Origin of the sequence: Escherichia sp. MOD1-EC7003 (genome assembly GCF_002965065.1) — a bacterium.
Classification (GTDB): Bacteria; Pseudomonadota; Gammaproteobacteria; order Enterobacterales; family Enterobacteriaceae; genus Escherichia.
Genome location: NZ_PTRE01000067.1, coordinates 1 through 21185 on the forward strand (window position 1 = coordinate 1; position 21185 = coordinate 21185).

Genomic DNA, 21185 nt, shown 5'->3' on the forward strand with positions numbered 1-21185 from the left:
ATGCGTCATATAACCGCCGGATGCGGCGTAAACGCCTTATCCGGCCTACCAAATCGAGCTAATCCAATATATTGCAGGTGCCATGCCGGCATGATAAGACGCGCCAGCGTCGCATCAGGCATCGCATTATTTCTTCTTCAATTGCGTCACCACCAACTGGTGGCGCGAATTATAAAACTTACGATAGGTTAAATAGCAGGCAATAATGGTCGACAAGCTGGCGGTTGAGAGCAGCATAAAGGTCACCATAATCTGATATTTAATCGCCTTCACCGGATCAATCCCGGCAAATATCAGCCCGGACATCATTCCTGGCAAACTCACTAAGCCAACCGTTTTTGCTGAATCGACCGTCGGAATTAAAGCCGCACGAATACTGTCGCGAATCAATATCGCTGAAGCCTGTTTTGGCGTCGCGCCAAGACTTAGTTTCTCCTGAATCTGTTGCTGTTCGCTAATCACACGTTGCCCTAAATTGTTGTAACATAACCCTACCGCCACCATGGCGTTACCGGCTATCATCCCGGCGATAGGGATCACCTGCATCGGGATAAATTCAATCGACCCTGAGAGAATCAGCACCGCCAGGGTAATTCCCGCCCCGACCGTAATGGCAATAAACGATGAGATAAAAGCTTTAGCAATATATTTACTGCGTTTTTGCGCATTCCACGCCGCATTAAAGCAGATAAATAGCACCATCAATAATGTCAGGCTGGCATCATCCACGCTGAATATATATTTCAGCACATAGCCGACAATAATCAACTGAATTATCGCCCGCCCGACACTCCAGAGAATATCTTTCTCCAGCGCCAGTTTTTCTTTATGGCTAATTAAGATTGCCACCACCACCAGCATTAATGCCAGTGCCAATGATTCGTTGGTAATATTATGCGAGTTCATAGCGTGCTTCCTGCATTTCTCCGGCATGCGGTTGCAACGTAATCACTTTATCCGCATGATTAATTTCGTCTTTATCGTGTGTCACCCACAGCACGGCAATATTTTGCTCGCACACATAGCGATGAATCATCTCATTGACGTTATGTTTATTATTCTCATCCAGCGCACTGGTGATTTCATCCAGCAATAATACCTTTGGCATAAATTGCAGGTTACGAATCAATGAGATGCGTTGTTTTTCACCACCAGATAACTCGGCGATATTCTTCATCAAAATGCTGTCCGGCAAAGCGAAACGTTCGAGAAAATCGAGAAAAATAGCCGGGTCGGGCTGCTGGTTACGGATCTGCCAGGGAAAGATCAGGTTATCGTAGACCGTGTCGCCAAACAGCATCGGAGTCTGAGCACAGTAAGAAACTTGCTGGCGATAGATTTCTGGCTTTAGTGTGCTGACATCCTCACCTTCAAACAGTAGTGTTCCGCTGGTTGGGCTGATTAATGAAGCAACAATTTTCAGCAGCGTACTTTTGCCACAACCTGAGGGGCCGGTAATTAACTTAAATTCGCCAGCACGCAGCGAAAAATTGATGCCATTAAGAATTTTCGCCTCACCAGCCAGATATCCAACGTTTTGTAGCTGAAGCAAAGGACTATTTTTCTGCATCGCTGTTCCCTTTTTCTGATTTTTACTAAAAACAGTTTATCCTTCGCAGAAATAAGGGGGAACTCTCTTTCAGTAATCAGGTATAATTTGCTTAATCAAGCAGCAATTTTGCGGATTATAGACGGTACAACAGGAGGTTTTTCCGATGCTTATCTTTATCCCGATTCTCATTTTTGTCGCGCTGGTCATTGTCGGCGCGGGCGTTAAAATCGTGCCGCAGGGTTATCAATGGACGGTAGAACGCTTTGGTCGCTATACCAAAACGTTACAGCCGGGGCTAAGCCTGGTGGTGCCGTTTATGGATCGCATTGGTCGCAAGATCAATATGATGGAGCAAGTGCTCGATATCCCCTCCCAGGAAGTTATCTCGAAAGATAACGCCAACGTTACCATCGACGCAGTCTGTTTTATTCAGGTAATTGATGCCCCGCGCGCCGCTTATGAAGTCAGCAATCTGGAGCTGGCGATCATCAACCTGACCATGACTAACATCCGTACCGTACTGGGTTCAATGGAACTTGATGAAATGCTCTCCCAACGCGACAGCATCAACTCACGTCTGCTACGTATTGTCGATGAGGCCACCAACCCATGGGGAATTAAAGTCACCCGTATTGAAATTCGCGACGTGCGCCCACCGGCTGAACTTATCTCTTCAATGAACGCGCAGATGAAAGCGGAACGTACTAAACGCGCTTACATCCTTGAAGCGGAAGGGATTCGTCAGGCGGAAATTCTCAAAGCGGAAGGTGAAAAACAATCGCAAATCCTGAAAGCGGAAGGCGAACGTCAGTCGGCATTTTTACAGGCTGAAGCGCGTGAACGTTCCGCTGAAGCAGAAGCCCGCGCCACCAAAATGGTATCTGAAGCCATTGCCTCCGGAGATATTCAGGCGGTGAACTACTTCGTAGCGCAGAAATACACCGAAGCGTTGCAGCAAATCGGGTCTTCCAGTAACAGCAAAGTTGTGATGATGCCATTAGAAGCCAGCAGCCTGATGGGGTCGATTGCCGGGATTGCTGAGCTGGTGAAAGACAGCGCCAACAAGCGGACTCAGCCATGATGGAGTTAATGGTCGTTCATCCACATATTTTCTGGCTCAGTCTCGGCGGGTTGCTGCTGGCAGCCGAGATGTTGGGTGGAAACGGTTATCTGTTGTGGAGCGGCGTGGCAGCGGTGATTACCGGTCTGATGGTCTGGCTGGTGCCGCTGGGTTGGGAGTGGCAAGGGGTGATGTTTTCCGTCCTGACGCTGCTTGCCGCCTGGCTGTGGTGGAAATGGTTGTCGCGGCGGGGTCGCGAACAAAAGCACAGCGACAGTCATTTAAACCAGCGCGGGCAGCAGCTAATTGGCCGACGTTTTGTGTTGGAAACGCCGTTGGTTAACGGACGCGGTCATATGCGCGTCGGCGACAGTTCATGGCCTGTCAGCGCCAGCGAGGATTTAGCCGCAGGTACGCATGTTGAGGTGATTGCGATAGAAGGGATAACGCTGCTCATCCGTGCAGTCATCGCCTGATGCGACGCTAACGCGTCTTATCAGGCCTACAAAACCCGCCAGGCTGTGCGCGAACGTAGGCCGGATAAGGCGTGTACGCCGCGTCCGGCTGTCGTGCGCCGATGCCTGATGCGACGCTAACGCGTCTTATCAGGCCTACAAACCTGCCAGGCTGTGTGCGAACGTAGGCCGGATAAGGCGTGTACGCCGCATCCGGCTGTCATGCGCCGATGCCTGATACGACGCTAACGCGTCTTATCAGGCCTACAAACTGTTGAAGAAAGGCCAGTTTGTGAGTTATTTAAAATGAAAGAAAAGAAAAAACGTATATTATGATTATTGGCGCATTTTTCTTTGCGTTTTTGCAAGTGGTGTTATTATCCTCCGGGTTCACGCAGTGAATGTCAGTAACGAAATCCGGAAAAGCTTATTTCAGTCAGGTCGTATTTTGGTAGAAAGCTTGTAGCATATTCTTTCCACGCAAAATGGCATTAACAGCTAATGAGCACCTTTCCCGTTTAAAGGGTGACAGCCACCACGGTTATTTTCTGGCACAGTTCAGGGATATGAATTTTTGGCTAAGGAGTAGCATGATCTTCCCCTTTAGAAAGCCTGAAGTACGCCTGCTGAGACAGACCACCACAGGCGTCATTTTTTCCGTAAAGTCTGGAAAAGGGTTTCTGCGTCAGTGTGTGGTTAACGATCCGCACACTGATGCAAGTATTCATTCGCTCTCCTGGCAAGATATACCATTGATACGTTTCTGGTCCAAGGCTAGCTGCCCCACCTGCGCGGAGTTTGTCTACAGCGGTTTTGCGGCTGATGAACAGGGCGTCGCGCAATTTTTGTCTGCCATCGAAAACTGGAATCGCCCATGGTCTGACATGATGGACGCCTTTACCGCACTGACGCCACTGTTCTCATGCCTTGCTGATGGCTATTACTTGCTGGAAGATCGCGAACTTTACCCGACTGATGGTAACGGACACTTCTTTTGGGCGGCAACGGACCATCGCAGTAGTAACCCGGCAACGGTTGCCATCTGGGATCATGAATATGGCTATTACAGTGACACCGCCCCCTGTTTCCTTCTTCCAGGGCAACCGCCATCACATTTTAATCCAGAACGGGCGACCTGGTATCGAGATAAACCCGACATCCGCGCTCTGGCCTGGTATCTCACTGATTCATACCTGTGCGTCATGCTCGACGGGCACCATAAAGCCACTGCTGCCGCGCTGGAAGGGCGTCCGCTGAAAACACTGGTGATCAGTACTGCGACCCATTTTAATGAGGAGCAGCAAAAACTGTTATTTCCGGGCGGGGAATTTCTGCAAAAAACAGAGTTGCAGTGGCGCGTTCCCAAAATCACGCCATGGAACAAATTACCGGCCAGCGCATGGGAGAGTTTCGGCCCCGATCAGCACGTCTGCATATACGAAAACTGGTCAAAAGAGTTGACGCAGAGTGTCAGTCGTTACCCTTCACTGAATCAAGCCTGGCAAATTGCTGAAGCCGGGAATTTGAGCGAAGCAAACATAGCGCGAATGATCAACGAAGGATTGACGGGCGACGAGTTACCCGAAGTTATTTTGCAGGCGCTTTTTTATCACAATTACACACTATTTATTAATTTTGCCCGTTTCATTACACACGAGCCAACTTATGCCCGACATCGCCACATAACCTTCAGGTTAATGGCACAAAACCGAACGCCGCAAGCAGATGCCTTTTTTCTTGATTTTGCCATCAACGATGACGGCGAACGTCCGGAATTGACGAAAATAATGGACGACTATTACCGTCAGCCTTAGTCACCCCGCCCGATGATGACAGCAGCCGGAGAGATTTTCGATAATCGGGCACTCTGCGCTGTCATCACCGGGGCAAGCATTCGCCAGCGCCAGCAGCTGGTCGCGCATGGATTGCAGTTCTTCGATATGCCGTTCGATCTCCGCTACCTTCTCCAGAGTGCGCCGTTTTACATCGGCGCTGTGGCGCTGCGGGTCGTTAAACAGATTCACCAGTTCGCCGCTCTCTTCCAGATTAAAGCCCACCTGGCGTGCCTGGCGCAGTAAGGTCAATTCGTTGAGATGCTGCTGCGTGTAAATACGATAACCGTTTTCGCTGCGCATCGGCGGCGTCACCAGTCCCTTCTCTTCATAGAAGCGAATGGCTTTGCTGGTCAGGCCGGTAATTTTTGCTACATCGCTAATGTTCATCGTTCGCGCAACGCCTCCTGTGCTTTGTTAAAGGGTTTAAACAGATATTCAAGCACGTTTTTTTGCCGGTGCGAATATCGACCGTCGCCACAATAGTACAGAAAGTACTGCGCACAGAGAGGTTTTATATGGCTTTATTGCGCTTCATGGCCATTGCCACAATAAGGCTGAGTAAGAGTACGCCAATAATCCATATCAACGCACGGCTGCCCTGGGACCAGAGACTGTAAATAAAGCCTACGATCACCAATAACATAACCAACGTGCCAACGATAAGAATCGGCAACGAAGCGTGAATATCATGACGTAATCGGATCGCCACCACAAAAACCGCCAGGTAGCAGAGCAAAAAGGTGGCGCTGGCAACGCTGGCAAGTGAGCCTAAATTCAGCGCCGCCGTCATCAGCATAATCAACACCACGACAATAATGTTGCCCCAGGTACTCTGCCGCCACAGGGATTTATTCATTAACTTCGGCAGTTCGCGTTCGCTGCCCATGTTGTCCATGATGTTAAACACAGCGAACAGATTCGCGTTGATGGCTGAAGCCGTCGCCAGTAAAGCACCGATGACGACGATCACATAACCCACATGCCCGAGGAGCGGAGAAGCAGCCTGCGCTACAGCGGTATCAGCATATTTTTCTAACTCTAATGCCGATACATCGCCCAGCAGTACCAGCGCCAGCGCGATGTAAAGCAGCGTGGTAACACCAATCGCCACCAGAAACGCCCGTGGCATAATGACCGCCGGATCTTTCACTTTATCTGCCGCGTTCGCCATCATGCCAAAGCCCGCATAAGCAAGAAAGGTTATCCCGATACAGGAGAAGAACGCACCGGAGCTGGGGGGCGCAGAGACGGAAATATGCGCCGGTTGCAGCGACCAGACTCCGGCAATAATCAGCAATAACAGGATCATCATTTTAATGCCGACGAGGATCACTTCCAGCCGCCCTACCGCATGGTTGCTTAAGGAGTTGAATAGCGTCATCACCGCAATGATCCCCAACGCGTAGAGCAAAATAAGGTGCTCCTCCTGGCTGCCTTCATGCAAAAACTGCACAGCATAAGCGCCAAAAGCACGGGCGACCATGGCGATGCTTACCGCCAGCGTCAACAGGTACAGTAACGAGAGCGCCAGCGAAAAGATGCCGTTGCCTAATCCGCGACGAAAGAAGTCGATAATACCGCCATTGCTGGGATAGCTTGCCCCCAAACGCGCATAGGCATAACCGGAAAACATCGCCACAATACCGCCAAAAGCAAAGGCGACCCAGGTCGACGCTTCCATTAGCAACGCAGCCTGCCCCAGCAGCGCGAAAATCCCCGCCCCCACCATTGCCCCAATGCCGATGGAAACGACGTTCCATAGACCGAGGGGTTTGTTACCGTTATTCCCTTCCGTGTTCATCATGATCAGCCCTTAAACACGTTATAGCCGAGTTGTTTAGCGACCGATGCCACCATTTTTTGACCGCGAACACTGTTGCCTTCTTCGTCCAGCGGTGGTAAGAACGCGGCAATTCCCATCACACCTGGGACTACCGCCAGAAAGGGAATGTAATCGGCATTCTGTCCGTCGTTAAGTGAGTGAAATTGGGTGTAAGCCTGCTCCACTGCCTGCTGTAATTTGTTTGCATCTAACATCTTTTGTTAACCCCTTTTTATAGATGCGGGAGGTAATTCCTCACCCCAGTGCCGATTTTCAGGCACCCTGATTTAACTTAGCACCCACAACTTAACTGCAGGAAAACAAAGAGATAAATGTCTAATCCTGATGCAAATTGAGCCGATTTTTTTAATCTTTACGGACTTTTACCCGCCTGGTTTATTAATTTCTTGACCTTCCCCTTGCTGGAAGGTTTAACCTTTATCACAGTCAGTCAAAACTGTCTTAAAGGAGTGTTTTATGTCACAAACTATCGACCTGACCCTGGACGGCCTGTCCTGCGGTCACTGCGTTAAACGCGTGAAAGAAAGTCTCGAACAGCGCCCTGATGTTGAGCAGGTAGATGTGTCTATCACTGAAGCGCACGTTACCGGGACTGCCAGTGCAGAACAGCTGATCGAAACCATCAAACAAGCGGGTTATGACGCATCTGTAAGCCACCCAAAGGCTAAACCGCTGGCGGAGTCATCAATCCCGTCGGAAGCACTGACAGCGGTTTCTGAGGCGCTTCCGGCAGCGACTGCCGATGACGATGACAGCCAGCAGTTGCTGCTGAGCGGCATGAGCTGCGCCAGCTGTGTCACCCGCGTACAAAATGCGCTGCAAAGCGTACCGGGCGTCACTCAGGCACGGGTAAACCTGGCGGAGCGTACTGCGCTGGTGATGGGCAGTGCCTCCCCACAAGATTTAGTGCAAGCGGTGGAAAAAGCGGGCTACGGCGCGGAAGCGATTGAAGATGAAACTAAACGCCGCGAGCGCCAGCAGGAAACCGCCGTCGCTACGATGAAGCGCTTCCGCTGGCAGGCAATTGTTGCACTGGCGGTGGGTATCCCGGTAATGGTCTGGGGGATGATCGGCGATAACATGATGGTCACCGCCGACAACCGCAGCCTGTGGTTGGTTATCGGCCTGATAACCCTGGCGGTAATGGTTTTCGCCGGCGGGCATTTTTATCGCAGCGCATGGAAAAGCCTGCTAAACGGTGCGGCGACGATGGATACGCTGGTGGCGCTGGGTACTGGTGTGGCGTGGATCTATTCGATGAGCGTCAACCTGTGGCCGCAGTGGTTCCCGATGGAAGCGCGACATCTTTATTACGAAGCCAGCGCGATGATTATTGGTCTGATTAATCTCGGCCATATGCTGGAAGCGCGCGCACGCCAGCGTTCTTCTAAAGCGCTGGAGAAGTTACTCGATTTAACCCCGCCGACGGCGCGTCTGGTCACCGCAGAGGGTGAAAAAAGCGTGCCGCTGGCTGATGTTCAGCCTGGTATGTTGCTGCGCCTGACGACCGGCGACCGCGTGCCGGTAGATGGAGAGATTACCCAGGGCGAAGCGTGGCTGGATGAAGCGATGCTGACGGGCGAACCAATCCCACAGCAAAAAGGCGAAGGCGATAGCGTCCATGCCGGGACAGTGGTGCAGGATGGCAGCGTGCTGTTTCGCGCCAGTGCAGTTGGCAGCCATACCACGCTGTCGCGGATTATTCGTATGGTGCGCCAGGCTCAGAGCAGTAAGCCAGAAATCGGTCAGCTGGCAGATAAAATCTCTGCCGTATTTGTGCCGGTGGTGGTGCTGATTGCGCTGGTCAGTGCAGCAATCTGGTATTTCTTTGGTCCGGCACCGCAGATTGTCTATACCCTGGTGATTGCCACCACGGTGCTGATTATCGCCTGTCCGTGTGCGCTGGGGCTGGCGACGCCGATGTCGATTATTTCCGGTGTTGGGCGGGCGGCAGAGTTTGGTGTACTGGTGCGGGACGCCGACGCGTTGCAACGCGCCAGTACGCTCGATACCGTAGTGTTCGATAAAACCGGGACGCTGACCGAAGGGAAGCCGCAGGTTGTCGCAGTGAAAACTTTTGCTGATGTTGATGAAGCGCAGGCATTGCGTCTGGCGGCGGCACTGGAGCAAGGTTCCAGCCATCCACTGGCACGAGCGATCCTCGATAAAGCAGGCGATGTGCAGTTGCCGCAGGTCAACGGTTTCCGCACATTGCGGGGGCTGGGCGTGAGCGGTGAAGCAGAAGGTCATGCGTTATTGCTGGGTAATCAGGCGCTGTTAAATGACCAGCAAGTCGATACTAAAGCGATTGAAACAGATATTTCAGCTCAGGCATCGCAAGGGGCAACGCCTGTGCTGCTGGCGGTTGACGGAAAAGCGGTAGCCCTGCTGGCTGTACGCGATCCGTTGCGTAGTGATAGCGTGGCGGCGCTGCAACGTCTGCATAAAGCGGGATATCGTCTGGTGATGCTAACCGGGGATAACCCAACCACCGCCAATGCGATCGCCAAAGAAGCCGGGATTGATGAGGTGATTGCCGGGGTGCTGCCGGACGGTAAAGCTGAAGCGATTAAACGCCTGCAAAGTGAAGGACGTCAGGTGACAATGGTGGGCGACGGCATTAACGACGCGCCAGCGCTGGCCCAGGCAGATGTTGGTATTGCAATGGGTGGCGGCAGTGATGTTGCCATTGAAACCGCGGCGATTACCCTGATGCGCCACAGCCTGATGGGCGTGGCAGACGCACTGGCGATTTCCCGCGCCACGTTACGTAACATGAAGCAAAACCTGCTGGGCGCGTTTATTTACAACAGTATCGGTATTCCGGTCGCTGCCGGTATTTTGTGGCCGTTCACCGGAACGCTGCTTAACCCGGTGGTTGCCGGAGCGGCAATGGCGCTCTCGTCGATTACCGTAGTGAGTAACGCCAACCGGTTGCTGCGGTTTAAACCGAAGGAATAAGTACGTCATTGCGGATGCGCTGCTTTAGGGCGGCGCATTTGGCATCGACGCATGACTGCCGGATGCGGCGTGAACGCCTTATCCGGCCTACGAGATGAAGCGATGTTTTGGCCTTACGCGACCTTTTTTGCACGCTCTTCACGGCGTGCCAAATATTCAGCCACTGTTTCAATCCGTCCCAATTCTTCCTGGGTGCGCATGTTGTTTTCAACTTCCCAAAGATCAACTGCCGCCTGGAGGTTTAGCCAAAAATCGACTGTGGTATCAAAAACTTTCGCCAGACGGAATGCCATTTCAGTGGTGAGTTTACGATTATTATTGATCAGTGTACTGACGCTATTACGATGAACATGCAGCAACTCTGCTAACTCATTGATTTTCAAAGCGAGCGGTTCCAGATATTCATAGAGAAGAATATCTCCGGGTGTCGTCGGTTTTCTTGTTGCCTGTTTCATAGTTTTTAACTGTTGCTTCCCTGTGAATAGTGATACAAGAACATACTGAATCATACAAACACATTAAACAAGTCCCCAACTCCATTTGCGCCATCCCTCCCCGCGCGCTAGCATGATATTTCACAAAGGGAGGTCGTATGGATCTGTTGTACCGGGTAAAAACGCTTTGGGCCGCGCTGCGCGGTAATCATTACACCTGGCCTGCTATCGATATCTCTCTTCCCGGCAATCGCCATTTTCATCTGATCGGCAGTATTCATATGGGTAGCCACGATATGGCTCCCCTGCCCACCCGTTTGCTCAAAAAGCTCAAAAACGCCGATGCGCTGATCGTCGAGGCGGATGTTTCCACCAGCGATACGCCTTTTGATAATTTGCCTGCCTGCGAGGCTCTGGAAGAGCGTATCAGCGAGGAGCAATTGCAAAACCTGCAACATATCAGCCAGGAGATGGGCATTTCCCCCTCACTCTTTTCTACCCAACCGCTGTGGCAAATCGCGATGGTTCTTCAGGCGACACAGGCACAAAAGCTGGGACTGCGGGCAGAATATGGTATCGATTACCAGCTATTGCAGGCGGCGAAACAACAACATAAACCCGTGATTGAACTGGAAGGGGCAGAAAATCAGATTGCCATTTTACTCCAGCTCCCTGACAAAGGACTGGCGCTGCTGGACGATACGCTGACTCACTGGCACACCAACGCTCGGTTACTGCAACAAATGATGAGCTGGTGGCTAAATGCGCCGCCGCAAAATAATGAAATAACGCTGCCCAGTACGTTCAGTCAGTCGCTGTACGATGTGCTGATGCATCAGCGAAATCTCGCCTGGCGGGATAAACTGCATGCTATGCCGCCAGGGCGCTACGTGGTGGCGGTCGGTGCGTTGCATCTGTATGGCGAAGGTAATCTGCCGCAGATGCTGAAATAAAAAAATGGCCAATATTGCTATTGGCCCGTCAAAGAGGAATTTCATATTTTTATTATTATGCCGTCACTTTAAGCGACGGTGTAACTCGATTGTCGCTCAATCTCACCATCCTGCCAATACTCTTAGGCAAGATGACTCTTTTTTTTGGACCGCCAATAGGCGTATGCTTGCTTCGTTTTTTTGTTTAAGGCAGGAAAATCACCATGACACCCGCAGTTAAATTACTCGAAAAAAACAAGATTTCGTTTCAAATTCATACCTACGAGCACGATCCGGCTGAAACCAATTTTGGCGATGAAGTCGTCAAAAAATTAGGTTTGAATCCGGATCAGGTCTACAAAACGCTGCTGGTCGCAGTGAACGGTGATATGAAACATCTGGCAGTGGCCGTTACGCCGGTCGCAGGTCAACTGGATCTTAAAAAAGTAGCAAAAGCGCTGGGTGCCAAGAAAGTTGAGATGGCCGATCCGATGGTCGCGCAGCGTTCGACGGGATACCTGGTTGGGGGGATTAGTCCACTGGGGCAGAAAAAACGTCTGCCGACGATTATCGACGCCCCTGCACAAGAATTTGCCACTATTTATGTTTCCGGCGGCAAGCGCGGACTGGATATCGAACTGGCAGCAAGCGACCTGGCGAAGATCCTTGATGCCAAATTTGCCGATATCGCCCGCCGGGATTAAGTGTTGTGCCGGATGTGAGTATCCGGCACTTTCGGATTACTGCCAGCTCACCTCACCTTTCGGTTCATAAGCATTCGCATCCAGCGGCGAGTTTTTCTGGATATACGCTTTCAGCACTTCAGCATCAATAAAGCCGGTATTCACATAGCCCGGTTTGTTATCAAGACGCGGATAGCCATCACCGCCGGTGGCATTGAAGTTTAATGTCGCCATACGGTAGGTTTTCGCCGGATCGACCGACTCACCTTTGATTTTCAGGTCGTTCAGTTTGCCGTCTTTCGCCACAAAGCTAACATTGGCAAATTGCGGGTAGGCCCCCGAATCCGGTTTCATCTGCGCCACAGCGGTCAGGTAATCAATCACCTCTTTACCCGTCATGTCGGCATACACCACCACATTGCCGAACGGCTGCACTTTCAGTACGTTTTTATAGCTGATATCACCTGCTTCGATAGAATCACGAATCCCACCACCGCTCATCACCGCGAAGTCAGCGCCAGTGCGATCCATTTGTGCTGCCAGAATTAATCGCCCCATATTGGTCTGTACAAAACGCACTTTGCTGCGGTCACCTTCCAGGCGACCATTGGTTTCGCCTATTTTCACTTCCAGCTGCGCTTTACCTTTATTCTGGAACGGCGATAACAGCGAGATCATTTGCTGGTTTTCAGCAATTTCAGGGGTGTAAAGCACACGCTCGCTTTTTCCGTCATCCCAGGTCACTTTCTTCTTCAGGTTCACCGGAATCAGCTGGTAGTTCACCATTTTCATTTCGCCATTACGAAACTCAAAATCAGCCCGTCCCACGTATTTGCCCCACTCATGCGCCTGCACAATCCAGATGCCATTTTGTTGATCAGGTTTGCATGGCGTACCCGGCACGTAATCGACCTGTTTTTTATTTTCTACCGCCATGCAGACCGGATCTTGCGAGTGACCACCGACGATCATCGCCAGCGATCCGGAAGGCAGTGCGCGTGCCATCTCCACATCACCCGGTGCGTTAGAGCCGTGCTCACCATTGTCGTAATGCCCCATATGGGTCGCCGCGATAATAATGTCTGGCTTTTCTGTCTGTTGCAGCTCCTGAATCACCAGCTTCGCTTCATCGGCGGGTTTACGGAACTCAATATCGGTGAAGTTTTCTGGGTTGCCTAACTTCGCTGTGTCATCCGTCGTCAGGCCAATAACGGCGATTTTCAGATCCTGACGCTTAAACAGCGCCCATGGTTTAAACAGGCGCTCGCCGGTACTTTTCTGGTAGATATTGGCAGAAAGCAACGGGAACTTTGCCCACTTTTCCTGCTGGCGTAATACGGTGAGCGGGTTATCAAACTCATGATTACCGAGCGCCATTGCATCATAGCCCACCAGATTCATACCGCGAAAATCAGGTTCGGCATCCTGTAAGTCGGACTCGGGCACGCCAGTGTTAATGTCGCCACCGGAAAGTAGCAGCACGCTACCGCCTTCAGCCGCAACCTCTTTACGGATACCATCCACCAGCGTTTTTTGCGCCGCCAGACCATATTCGCCATATTCATTGCGCCAAAAATGACCATGGTGATCATTGGTATGCAGAACTGTAATTTTGTAGGTTTTATCCTGTTCATACGCCAGAGCAGTTTCACTCACCAGTGTCAATGTGGTTAACAGTGCTAACGCCACGCCCCGCTGCAATAATTTCATACTTCTCTCCCTGACCAGATTTCAACGTGTTGAAAAATAGTATGACGCGACATCATAGACAAGTCTGCGTCCGATGAAGATAAATCTGCATCCAGATTAGAAATTCTGTATTCAGCGTTGAGACTTCCTTCAGGCGGCACATACAGGTATGTTAGTCGGGTAATAATCACAAGTAAGATCATTCTTTACATCGCAACCCTGAAAAAGTGACGTTCCTATGGCAATGAGTGAACAATCCCAGCCTGTGGCGGGCGCGGCTGCGTCAACGACCAAGGCCCGAACATCGTTTGGTATTTTAGGGGCTATCAGCCTCTCACATCTTCTGAACGACATGATCCAATCGCTGATTCTGGCGATTTATCCGCTGCTTCAGTCAGAATTTTCTCTGACATTTATGCAAATTGGCATGATAACCCTCACCTTCCAGCTCGCCTCTTCGCTACTGCAACCGGTGGTCGGTTACTGGACAGATAAATATCCGATGCCGTGGTCGTTGCCGATTGGTATGTGCTTTACCTTAAGTGGTCTGGTGCTGCTGGCCCTGGCGGGCAGTTTTGGCGCAGTTCTGCTGGCGGCGGCGCTGGTCGGCACCGGTTCATCGGTCTTTCACCCGGAATCTTCCCGCGTGGCCCGGATGGCCTCTGGTGGGCGTCATGGTCTGGCGCAATCGATCTTCCAGGTCGGCGGCAACTTTGGCAGTTCCCTGGGGCCCTTGCTGGCGGCAGTGATTATCGCGCCTTATGGTAAAGGTAACGTTGCCTGGTTTGTGCTTGCGGCACTGCTGGCTATCGTGGTGTTGGCGCAAATCAGCCGTTGGTACTCTGCACAGCACCGCATGAATAAAGGAAAACCCAAAGCGACGATTATCAATCCACTGCCGCGCAACAAAGTGGTACTGGCGGTCAGCATTCTGTTAATCCTGATTTTCTCGAAATATTTCTATATGGCGAGCATCAGCAGCTATTACACCTTTTATCTGATGCAAAAATTCGGATTATCTATCCAGAATGCCCAGCTTCATCTGTTTGCCTTCCTGTTTGCCGTTGCCGCAGGTACGGTGATCGGCGGGCCTGTAGGGGATAAAATTGGGCGAAAATATGTGATTTGGGGCTCTATCCTCGGCGTTGCGCCGTTTACGCTGATTTTACCCTACGCCAGCCTGTACTGGACGGGGGTTTTAACAGTAATTATTGGATTTATCCTCGCTTCAGCGTTCTCTGCCATTCTGGTCTACGCTCAGGAGCTGCTTCCGGGACGTATCGGTATGGTTTCTGGACTCTTTTTCGGCTTTGCTTTCGGCATGGGAGGTCTGGGAGCGGCAGTTCTGGGGCTTATCGCCGACCACACCAGCATCGAGTTAGTCTATAAAATCTGTGCTTTCCTGCCACTATTGGGGATGTTAACCATATTCCTGCCTGATAACCGGCATAAAGACTGATTTCATTGCAGCCAAAGGCAAACTTTGGCTGCATCGTTTTACAGTCGCCATAAGCCTTTCCTCTGTTAAACCGCCTTCTGTTTTCCGATCCGTGATTTTTTTGCAGCTAATTCCATTTTTTTGCAAAATTCAACAATTATTCATAAACATCATCAATGAAATTGTCATAAACTATTACCTGTAGTTTTGGTTTTCCCGGCCAAAAATGGACACTAACCACCAGGAAAAGGAGACGGAATGCATCACGCCACCCCGCTTATTACCACCATTGTTGGCGGCCTTGTGCTCGCCTTTATCCTCGGCATGCTGGCCAATAAACTTCGTATTTCTCCTCTGGTGGGATATCTGTTAGCAGGTGTGCTGGCAGGACCATTCACTCCGGGCTTTGTTGCCGATACCAAGCTTGCGCCGGAACTGGCAGAGCTGGGCGTGATTTTGCTGATGTTCGGCGTCGGTTTGCATTTTTCGCTCAAGGATTTGATGGCGGTAAAGTCCATCGCTATTCCCGGCGCGATCGCCCAGATAGCCGTGGCGACGCTGCTGGGTATGGCGCTCTCTGCCGTGCTGGGCTGGTCGTTAATGACCGGTATCGTATTCGGTTTATGTCTTTCCACCGCCAGTACCGTGGTGTTACTACGCGCTCTTGAAGAAAGGCAATTAATAGACAGCCAGCGTGGGCAAATCGCCATCGGTTGGTTGATCGTGGAAGACCTGGTCATGGTTCTGACGCTGGTATTGCTGCCCGCAGTAGCAGGAATGATGGAACAGGGCGATGTGGGCTTCGCGACGCTGGCCGTTGATATGGGAATCACCATCGGCAAGGTGATCGCATTTATCGCCATTATGATGCTGGTAGGTCGCCGTCTGGTGCCGTGGATTATGGCACGCAGCGCAGCAACCGGTTCCCGTGAGCTGTTTACCCTGTCGGTGCTGGCACTGGCGTTAGGGATTGCCTTTGGTGCGGTGGAGCTGTTTGACGTCTCCTTCGCACTCGGCGCGTTCTTTGCCGGAATGGTACTGAACGAGTCTGAACTGAGTCACCGTGCCGCCCACGATACGCTGCCATTACGCGATGCGTTTGCGGTGCTGTTTTTTGTCTCCGTCGGGATGTTGTTTGATCCGTTAATTCTGATTCAGCAACCGCTGGCGGTGCTGGCAACACTGGCGATTATTCTGTTTGGTAAGTCGTTAGCCGCGTTTTTCCTGGTGCGACTGTTTGGTCACTCCCAACGTACGGCGTTAACTATCGCCGCCAGCCTGGCGCAGATTGGTGAATTCGCTTTTATCCTGGCGGGGCTGGGGATGGCGTTGGATCTGCTGCCGCAGGCTGGGCAAAACCTGGTACTGGCAGGGGCAATCCTGTCGATTATGCTTAACCCGGTGTTGTTCGCGCTGTTGGAGAAATATCTGGCGAAGACTGAAACGCTGGAAGAGCAGACTCTGGAAGAGGCAATCGAAGAAGAGAAGCAGATCCCAGTGGATATTTGCAACCATGCGCTACTGGTAGGCTACGGGCGTGTGGGCAGCTTGCTGGGGGAAAAATTACTCGCCTCTGATATTCCGCTCGTGGTCATTGAAACGTCACGAACTCGTGTTGATGAGCTGCGAGAGCGCGGGGTCCGGGCGGTATTGGGCAATGCGGCGAACGAAGAAATTATGCAACTGGCGCATCTGGAATGTGCAAAATGGCTGATCCTGACGATTCCCAACGGTTATGAAGCGGGCGAGATTGTGGCATCTGCCCGCGCGAAAAACCCGGATATTGAGATTATTGCCCGCGCCCATTATGACGATGAAGTGGCGTATATTACCGAACGCGGTGCAAATCAGGTGGTGATGGGTGAGCGTGAAATCGCCCGTACTATGCTGGAACTGCTGGAAACGCCACCGGCGGGTGAAGTGGTGACGGGGTAAACGGTGATTTCCGGATGTAAAATATAAAAAATATGTAGGCATGATAAGACGCGCCAGCGTCGCATCAGGCATCGAGAGCCAAATGCCAGATGCGGCGTGAACGCCTTATCTGGCCTACGAACCGACGATAACTTAACGATCCCAGTAAGACTCTTCCAGGCTGTCTTCACGCTCCGGCAAACCGCGCGTTAAACGTGGGGAATGCTGATTCAGCACCTGGTAGCTGACGCGGTTAGCATATTTACATACCTGCGCTAAAGACGAATAAGTCAGCCAGGTGAATTTATGTTTGCTGGAGTTTGGTACGTTGCTGCGGTGGTAGCTGTTGGCGGTAATGTCATGCAGCAACGCTGCCAGTGCGCCGTCCCCTGCTCCGTTGGTGTTCATGATTTTTTCCGGCCCGCCCATGTACGGCGCAATGTGCGAATAGACGCGCAGTGGGTTTTGACAATCCTTGTGGCGCATGGCGCGGCTAAACTCATACTGGTTAAATTCCGGGATAGCGCCCGGCAGCAGCGGATGCTGAGTTTTACGTTTCGCTTCGTCTTCGGTAAAACCTGCCATATATAAACCGATTGGCCCGGCGGTGCACAGTACCAGATCGACCCAGTCCAGCGCCTTGTCAGATGCCAACAACGGATCACTCTCTCCGGTCAACGCTTCGGCTTCATCTTCGTTCATCGCAAGGATAGAGACGTGTTCTTTGATGAATTGCTGCCACCACTGCGGATTCTCGGCAATGACAAACTTGGTGCCCAGCGTCAGCACCACCGGTACGTTATATTTCTTCGCGTACTCAATGGCTTTCATGGTTGCTTCCGGCATTGGTTCACCCGGCTTGCAACGCACCAGATAAGAGGTGATAACCAGCGCCGAAGCTCCGGCAATCACATCTTCCGGAATGCTTTCAGGCCGCAGCTGGTTCATGTGACCAGGGCTAATAGCAAAGGTACGTTCCCCGGACTCACCAATCAGCGTAAAGCAGCGACCAATCGGGCCGTCCACGCCTTGTAGATAGTTAAGATCGGTACGACTTGAGGTGTTACACAGATAACGATAGGCATAGCTGCCAATTTCAATATTGCTGCACATTACGCCCAGCAGCACCGAACGGTCGTCCGCGAGTACCGAGTAGTTATGCATGGTGTTACCAATGGTGCCACCTGCAAACTGATGGGTAATCAGTTTTTTCTGTTTCAGCTCCTGATAGAGTGCTTCGGCAACGTCCTCCTCAATCACCAGTGAATGCCCGACGCTTAATCCATAACGCACAATAAATTCATCATCCACTTTCGCTTCAATATCTACCAGTGTTTGCTCGATCCCCACTACCCAGGCGGCGCTGGTTTCGTTTTCTGACTGAAATTGCTGAAGCAGCGGATCGCGTGCGTTTACGGGGAAGTAATGTTTGGATTTACGTTTACCGGGAAATTTCATGGTCGTTTTTACGGGTGGTTAACTGAGCGGCGAATGTTAACACAATCTGACGGGAGCATGCGAGACGCGGCCAGTTTCAATATCAGCAGGCGGGATCGCATTTTCATGGCAGTGGTTCCTTACAATGACGTAATTTGAAAGGAGTTTTTGCATGAAGCCCGAAAATAAATTACCCGTCCTGGACCTTATTTCTGCTGAAATGAAGACCGTTGTGAATACTCTTCAGCCTGATTTACCGCCCTGGCCCGCAACGGGAACAATTGCTGAGCAACGACAGTATTACACGCTTGAGCGCCGATTCTGGAATGCTGGTGCTCCAGAAATGGCAACCCGCGCTTACAGGGTGCCAACAAAATATGGGCAGGTGGAAACACGTCTCTTTTTTCCACATCCAGATAGCCCGGCGACACTATTTTATCTGCATGGCGGCGGTTTTATTCTCGGCAATCTTGATACCCACGATCGCATTATGCGACTGCTGGCAAATTACACTCAATGTACAGTGATTGGTATTGATTATACTCTTTCGCCTGAAGCGCGTTTTCCGCAGGCAATAGAGGAAATTGTGGCTGCCTGTTGCCACTTCCACCAGCAGGCAGAGGATTATCAAATCAATATGTCCCGCATTGGATTTGCCGGTGATTCCGCAGGCGCAATGCTGGCGCTCACCAGTGCGTTGTGGTTGCGTGACAAACAAATCGATTGCGGAAAAGTTGTCGCTGTTCTGTTGTGGTATGGGCTTTACGGATTACAAGATTCCGTGACTCGTCGCCTGTTTGGCGGTGACTGGGATGGCTTAACGCAACAGGATTTGCAGATGTATGAAGAGGCGTATTTAAGCAACGACGCAGACCGTGAGTCGCCATATTACTGCCTGTTTAATAATGATCTCACTCGCAAGGTTCCCCCCTGTTTTATCGCCGGAGCGGAGTTCGATCCGCTGCTGGATGACAGCCGTTTGCTTTACCAGGCGTTAGCGGCGCATCAGCAGCCCTGTGAGTTCAAACTTTACCCCGGCACGCTACATGCTTTTTTGCATTATTCTCGGATGATGAAAACCGCCGACGATGCTCTTCGCGACGGCGCTCAGTTCTTTACCACTCAGCTTTAGCGATACGCTGCTACAAGATTAGCCATCATTTCGATATGTTCCGGCATGGCATTGAGCGCCGGAATATATTCATATTTTTTCCCGCCCGCACCGAGGAAGACTTCACGGTTTTGTTCGGCGATCTCTTCCAGCGTCTCCAGGCAATCCGCAGCAAAGCCCGGACACATCACCTGAATATGGCCTACGCCTTTTTCTCCGAGCATTTTTAGCGTTTCATCGGTATAAGGCATCAGCCAGGGTTCCCGACCAAAGCGCGACTGAAAAGTCATCATCACTTTTTCCGCTGCCATCCCCAGTGCGCAAGCCAGTTCACGAGTCGTTGTGCGACAACGCTGCGGGTAGTCATCGCCTTCATCGGCATAACGCTGGGGAATGCCATGATAAGAGAGCAGCAGCAGATCCGGTTCGCCATGTTTAGCGAAAGAGGCTCGTACGCTGTTCGCCAGTGCATTAATGTAATCGTGGTTATCGGCGTAATCACGAATAAACGATATCCCTGGAATGCGACGTTTGCGCGCCAGAATACGTGCCAGTTCATCCCATACCGCACCGACCGTTGAACAGGAGTATTGCGGATAAAGCGGCAGCACCACGATATGATCTACATGCTCTGCCAGGAGTTCATCTACGGCGCTTTCCAGTGATGGCGAGCCGTAGCTCATTCCCAGCGCCACAGGCGTCTCCGGTAAACGTTGTGCCAGCGCCTGCTGTTGCTGGCGGCTGTAAACCATCAGCGGAGAGCCACCTTCCATCCAGACAGAGGCATACAGCTTCGCCACACGCGGTGAGCGCAGCGGCAAAATCACGCCGCGCAGCAACGGCCACCACAACAGCCGTGAGGTATCTACCACGCGTCTGTCGCTTAAAAATTGTTTCAGATAGCGTTTTACCGCTTCAGGTGTGGGGGCATCGGGCGTCCCCAGGTTTGCCAGCAGGATACCGGTTTTAGTCTGACGCATTACCGCCTCTTATTGATTCAACTTGTTGATAATTATAGCGGAAAAGTGAAGAAGAAGAACTAATTGCTGTGAGAGGTTTTGCCAGAGGAGGAGGAGCAGACCTGCCCGAAAGCAGATCTGCTGCGGCTTGATTAGCCGAGGATCTTTTCCAGATCAGCGCGAACTTCAGCAACCGGTTTGGTGCCGTCAACTTTCGCGTATTTGGTGTTACCCGCTTCCGCTTCTTTGGAGTAGTAGCCGATCAGCGGTGCAGTCATCTGATGGTATTCAACCAGACGTTTACGTACGGTTTCTTCCTGATCGTCTTTACGGGTAGTCAGTTCTTCACCGGTAACGTCGTCTTTGCCTTCTACTTTGGGTGGATTGAATTTAACGTGATAAACACGACCAGACGGCGCGTGAACGCGGCGGCCTACGATACGATCAACAATCAGTTCGTCCGGTACGTCAAATTCCAGAACGTAATCAACATTGATGCCCGCTTCTTTCATCGCGTCTGCCTGCGGAATGGTGCGCGGGAAGCCGTCCAACAGGAAACCATTACGGCAGTCTTCCTGAGCAATGCGCTCTTTAACCAGCGCGATCACCAGTTCGTCAGTGACCAGTTTGCCAGCGTCCATAATGTCTTTTGCTTGTTTACCCAGCTCGGAGCCAGATTTGACCGCAGCACGCAGCATATCGCCAGTGGAGATTTGCGGAATACCATATTTCTCCATGATGAACTGAGCCTGAGTCCCTTTCCCCGCGCCCGGAGCGCCAAGCAGAATGATACGCATTGCGAAAATCCCCTTAAAATTTGTCGAATTTTTTGAAAAAGCGATAAAAGATACCACCATCAGGCGATTGCCTCAAGAAAGGCGC

At 51.4% G+C, this 21185-nt stretch carries 18 protein-coding genes and 2 pseudogenes; 9 read left to right on the top strand and 11 right to left on the bottom strand.

From position 1 onward, the window contains the following. Positions 1 to 126: 126 nt before the first annotated feature. Both fetB and fetA read right to left on the bottom strand, forming a co-directional pair. Positions 127 to 906, bottom strand: coding sequence for an iron efflux ABC transporter permease subunit FetB (gene fetB, locus A7090_RS12535; RefSeq protein WP_001295323.1), 780 nt, complete (start codon positions 904 to 906; stop codon positions 127 to 129). Further along, positions 893 to 1570: an iron efflux ABC transporter ATP-binding subunit FetA gene (gene fetA / locus A7090_RS12540; protein WP_105274271.1), complete on the bottom strand. Its 678-nt coding sequence runs from the start codon at positions 1568 to 1570 to the stop codon at positions 893 to 895. The genes fetB and fetA overlap by 14 nt, the downstream gene beginning before the upstream one ends. A 145-nt stretch (positions 1571 to 1715) precedes the next feature. On the opposite strand from fetA, the gene A7090_RS12545 reads away from it, so the two are divergent. The 3 genes from A7090_RS12545 (at position 1716) to A7090_RS12555 (ending at position 4881) form a co-directional block, all read left to right on the top strand. Continuing rightward, complete coding sequence (locus A7090_RS12545) at positions 1716 to 2633, top strand: SPFH domain-containing protein (RefSeq protein WP_000904502.1); 918 nt, start codon at positions 1716 to 1718, stop codon at positions 2631 to 2633. After that, on the top strand, positions 2630 to 3088 hold the full coding sequence (locus tag A7090_RS12550) for an NfeD family protein (RefSeq protein WP_105274272.1): 459 nt from the start codon (positions 2630 to 2632) through the stop codon (positions 3086 to 3088). Before A7090_RS12545 ends, A7090_RS12550 begins: the two co-directional genes overlap by 4 nt. A 569-nt stretch (positions 3089 to 3657) precedes the next feature. Then, positions 3658 to 4881 (top strand): hypothetical protein, encoded by a 1224-nt coding sequence (locus A7090_RS12555; protein WP_105274273.1) that lies wholly within the window; start codon positions 3658 to 3660, stop codon positions 4879 to 4881. Here the strand turns inward: A7090_RS12555 and cueR are convergent, their stop codons facing one another. The 4 genes and pseudogenes from cueR to A7090_RS12570 all read right to left on the bottom strand — a co-directional run. Further along, positions 4882 to 5289, bottom strand: a complete 408-nt coding sequence (cueR, locus tag A7090_RS12560) for a Cu(I)-responsive transcriptional regulator (RefSeq protein WP_105274274.1) — start codon at positions 5287 to 5289, stop codon at positions 4882 to 4884. Continuing rightward, positions 5286 to 5392, bottom strand: a pseudogene (locus A7090_RS27270) (hypothetical protein); the annotation flags it as partial. The gene cueR and the pseudogene A7090_RS27270, both read right to left, overlap by 4 nt. 21 nt (positions 5393 to 5413) lie before the next feature. Beyond that, positions 5414 to 6706, bottom strand: coding sequence for an APC family permease (locus A7090_RS12565; RefSeq protein ID WP_105274275.1), 1293 nt, complete (start codon positions 6704 to 6706; stop codon positions 5414 to 5416). Positions 6707 to 6708: 2 nt separating this feature from the next. Next, positions 6709 to 6843, bottom strand: a pseudogene (locus tag A7090_RS12570) (glutaminase); the annotation flags it as partial. 358 nt (positions 6844 to 7201) lie between these two features. Here A7090_RS12570 and copA point away from each other — a divergent pair. Next, on the top strand, positions 7202 to 9706 hold the full coding sequence (gene copA, locus A7090_RS12575) for a copper-exporting P-type ATPase CopA (RefSeq protein WP_105274276.1): 2505 nt from the start codon (positions 7202 to 7204) through the stop codon (positions 9704 to 9706). 113 nt (positions 9707 to 9819) lie between these two features. Here the strand turns inward: copA and A7090_RS12580 are convergent, their stop codons facing one another. After that, entirely contained in the window at positions 9820 to 10161 is a 342-nt protein-coding gene (locus A7090_RS12580) for a HigA family addiction module antitoxin (RefSeq protein WP_001382909.1), read from the bottom strand. Between the two features lie 137 nt (positions 10162 to 10298). On the opposite strand from A7090_RS12580, the gene A7090_RS12590 reads away from it, so the two are divergent. Together A7090_RS12590 and ybaK are read left to right on the top strand one after the other, a co-directional pair. Beyond that, entirely contained in the window at positions 10299 to 11093 is a 795-nt protein-coding gene (locus A7090_RS12590; RefSeq protein WP_105274277.1) for a TraB/GumN family protein, read from the top strand. Between the two features lie 203 nt (positions 11094 to 11296). Further along, entirely contained in the window at positions 11297 to 11776 is a 480-nt protein-coding gene (gene ybaK / locus A7090_RS12595; protein ID WP_000186633.1) for a Cys-tRNA(Pro)/Cys-tRNA(Cys) deacylase YbaK, read from the top strand. 36 nt (positions 11777 to 11812) lie between these two features. Here the strand turns inward: ybaK and ushA are convergent, their stop codons facing one another. After that, positions 11813 to 13465: a bifunctional UDP-sugar hydrolase/5'-nucleotidase gene (gene ushA / locus A7090_RS12600; protein ID WP_105274278.1), complete on the bottom strand. Its 1653-nt coding sequence runs from the start codon at positions 13463 to 13465 to the stop codon at positions 11813 to 11815. A 217-nt stretch (positions 13466 to 13682) separates the two neighbouring features. Here ushA and fsr point away from each other — a divergent pair, with 217 nt between their 5' ends. Both fsr and ybaL read left to right on the top strand, forming a co-directional pair. Next, the gene (gene fsr, locus A7090_RS12610; RefSeq protein ID WP_105274280.1) at positions 13683 to 14903 is read left to right on the top strand and encodes a fosmidomycin MFS transporter; all 1221 of its coding nucleotides are present in this window, start codon (positions 13683 to 13685) and stop codon (positions 14901 to 14903) included. A 237-nt stretch (positions 14904 to 15140) separates the two neighbouring features. Beyond that, entirely contained in the window at positions 15141 to 16817 is a 1677-nt protein-coding gene (ybaL, locus tag A7090_RS12615; RefSeq protein WP_000546247.1) for a YbaL family putative K(+) efflux transporter, read from the top strand. A gap of 132 nt (positions 16818 to 16949) precedes the next feature. Here ybaL and gsk read toward each other — a convergent pair whose 3' ends face one another. Continuing rightward, on the bottom strand, positions 16950 to 18254 hold the full coding sequence (gsk, locus tag A7090_RS12620) for an inosine/guanosine kinase (protein ID WP_105274281.1): 1305 nt from the start codon (positions 18252 to 18254) through the stop codon (positions 16950 to 16952). 151 nt (positions 18255 to 18405) lie between these two features. On the opposite strand from gsk, the gene aes reads away from it, so the two are divergent. Then, positions 18406 to 19365 (top strand): acetyl esterase, encoded by a 960-nt coding sequence (aes, locus tag A7090_RS12625; protein WP_105274282.1) that lies wholly within the window; start codon positions 18406 to 18408, stop codon positions 19363 to 19365. Here the strand turns inward: aes and hemH are convergent. Continuing rightward, a complete protein-coding gene (gene hemH, locus A7090_RS12630) occupies positions 19362 to 20324 on the bottom strand; it encodes a ferrochelatase (protein WP_105274283.1) in 963 nt (320 codons plus the stop codon). The two genes, aes and hemH, sit on opposite strands and share 4 nt — an antisense overlap. Positions 20325 to 20455: 131 nt before the next feature. Continuing rightward, positions 20456 to 21100: an adenylate kinase gene (gene adk / locus A7090_RS12635; protein WP_001220233.1), complete on the bottom strand. Its 645-nt coding sequence runs from the start codon at positions 21098 to 21100 to the stop codon at positions 20456 to 20458. Positions 21101 to 21185 lie beyond the last annotated feature (85 nt).

Excerpts from the sequence above, each read along its gene's own strand:
- cueR (WP_105274274.1), bottom strand. The coding sequence starts at position 5,289 with ATGAACATTAGCGATGTAGCAAAAATTACCGGCCTGACCAGCAAAGCC.
- A7090_RS12590 (WP_105274277.1), top strand. The coding sequence starts at position 10,299 with ATGGATCTGTTGTACCGGGTAAAAACGCTTTGGGCCGCGCTGCGCGGT.
- copA (WP_105274276.1), top strand. The coding sequence starts at position 7,202 with ATGTCACAAACTATCGACCTGACCCTGGACGGCCTGTCCTGCGGTCAC.
- ushA (WP_105274278.1), bottom strand. The coding sequence starts at position 13,465 with ATGAAATTATTGCAGCGGGGCGTGGCGTTAGCACTGTTAACCACATTG.
- aes (WP_105274282.1), top strand. The coding sequence starts at position 18,406 with ATGAAGCCCGAAAATAAATTACCCGTCCTGGACCTTATTTCTGCTGAA.
- A7090_RS12545 (WP_000904502.1), top strand. The coding sequence starts at position 1,716 with ATGCTTATCTTTATCCCGATTCTCATTTTTGTCGCGCTGGTCATTGTC.
- fetB (WP_001295323.1), bottom strand. The coding sequence starts at position 906 with ATGAACTCGCATAATATTACCAACGAATCATTGGCACTGGCATTAATG.
- adk (WP_001220233.1), bottom strand. The coding sequence starts at position 21,100 with ATGCGTATCATTCTGCTTGGCGCTCCGGGCGCGGGGAAAGGGACTCAG.
- A7090_RS12580 (WP_001382909.1), bottom strand. The coding sequence starts at position 10,161 with ATGAAACAGGCAACAAGAAAACCGACGACACCCGGAGATATTCTTCTC.
- ybaK (WP_000186633.1), top strand. The coding sequence starts at position 11,297 with ATGACACCCGCAGTTAAATTACTCGAAAAAAACAAGATTTCGTTTCAA.
- fetA (WP_105274271.1), bottom strand. The coding sequence starts at position 1,570 with ATGCAGAAAAATAGTCCTTTGCTTCAGCTACAAAACGTTGGATATCTG.
- A7090_RS12550 (WP_105274272.1), top strand. The coding sequence starts at position 2,630 with ATGATGGAGTTAATGGTCGTTCATCCACATATTTTCTGGCTCAGTCTC.
- ybaL (WP_000546247.1), top strand. The coding sequence starts at position 15,141 with ATGCATCACGCCACCCCGCTTATTACCACCATTGTTGGCGGCCTTGTG.
- hemH (WP_105274283.1), bottom strand. The coding sequence starts at position 20,324 with ATGCGTCAGACTAAAACCGGTATCCTGCTGGCAAACCTGGGGACGCCC.
- A7090_RS12565 (WP_105274275.1), bottom strand. The coding sequence starts at position 6,706 with ATGATGAACACGGAAGGGAATAACGGTAACAAACCCCTCGGTCTATGG.
- fsr (WP_105274280.1), top strand. The coding sequence starts at position 13,683 with ATGGCAATGAGTGAACAATCCCAGCCTGTGGCGGGCGCGGCTGCGTCA.
- A7090_RS12555 (WP_105274273.1), top strand. The coding sequence starts at position 3,658 with ATGATCTTCCCCTTTAGAAAGCCTGAAGTACGCCTGCTGAGACAGACC.
- gsk (WP_105274281.1), bottom strand. The coding sequence starts at position 18,254 with ATGAAATTTCCCGGTAAACGTAAATCCAAACATTACTTCCCCGTAAAC.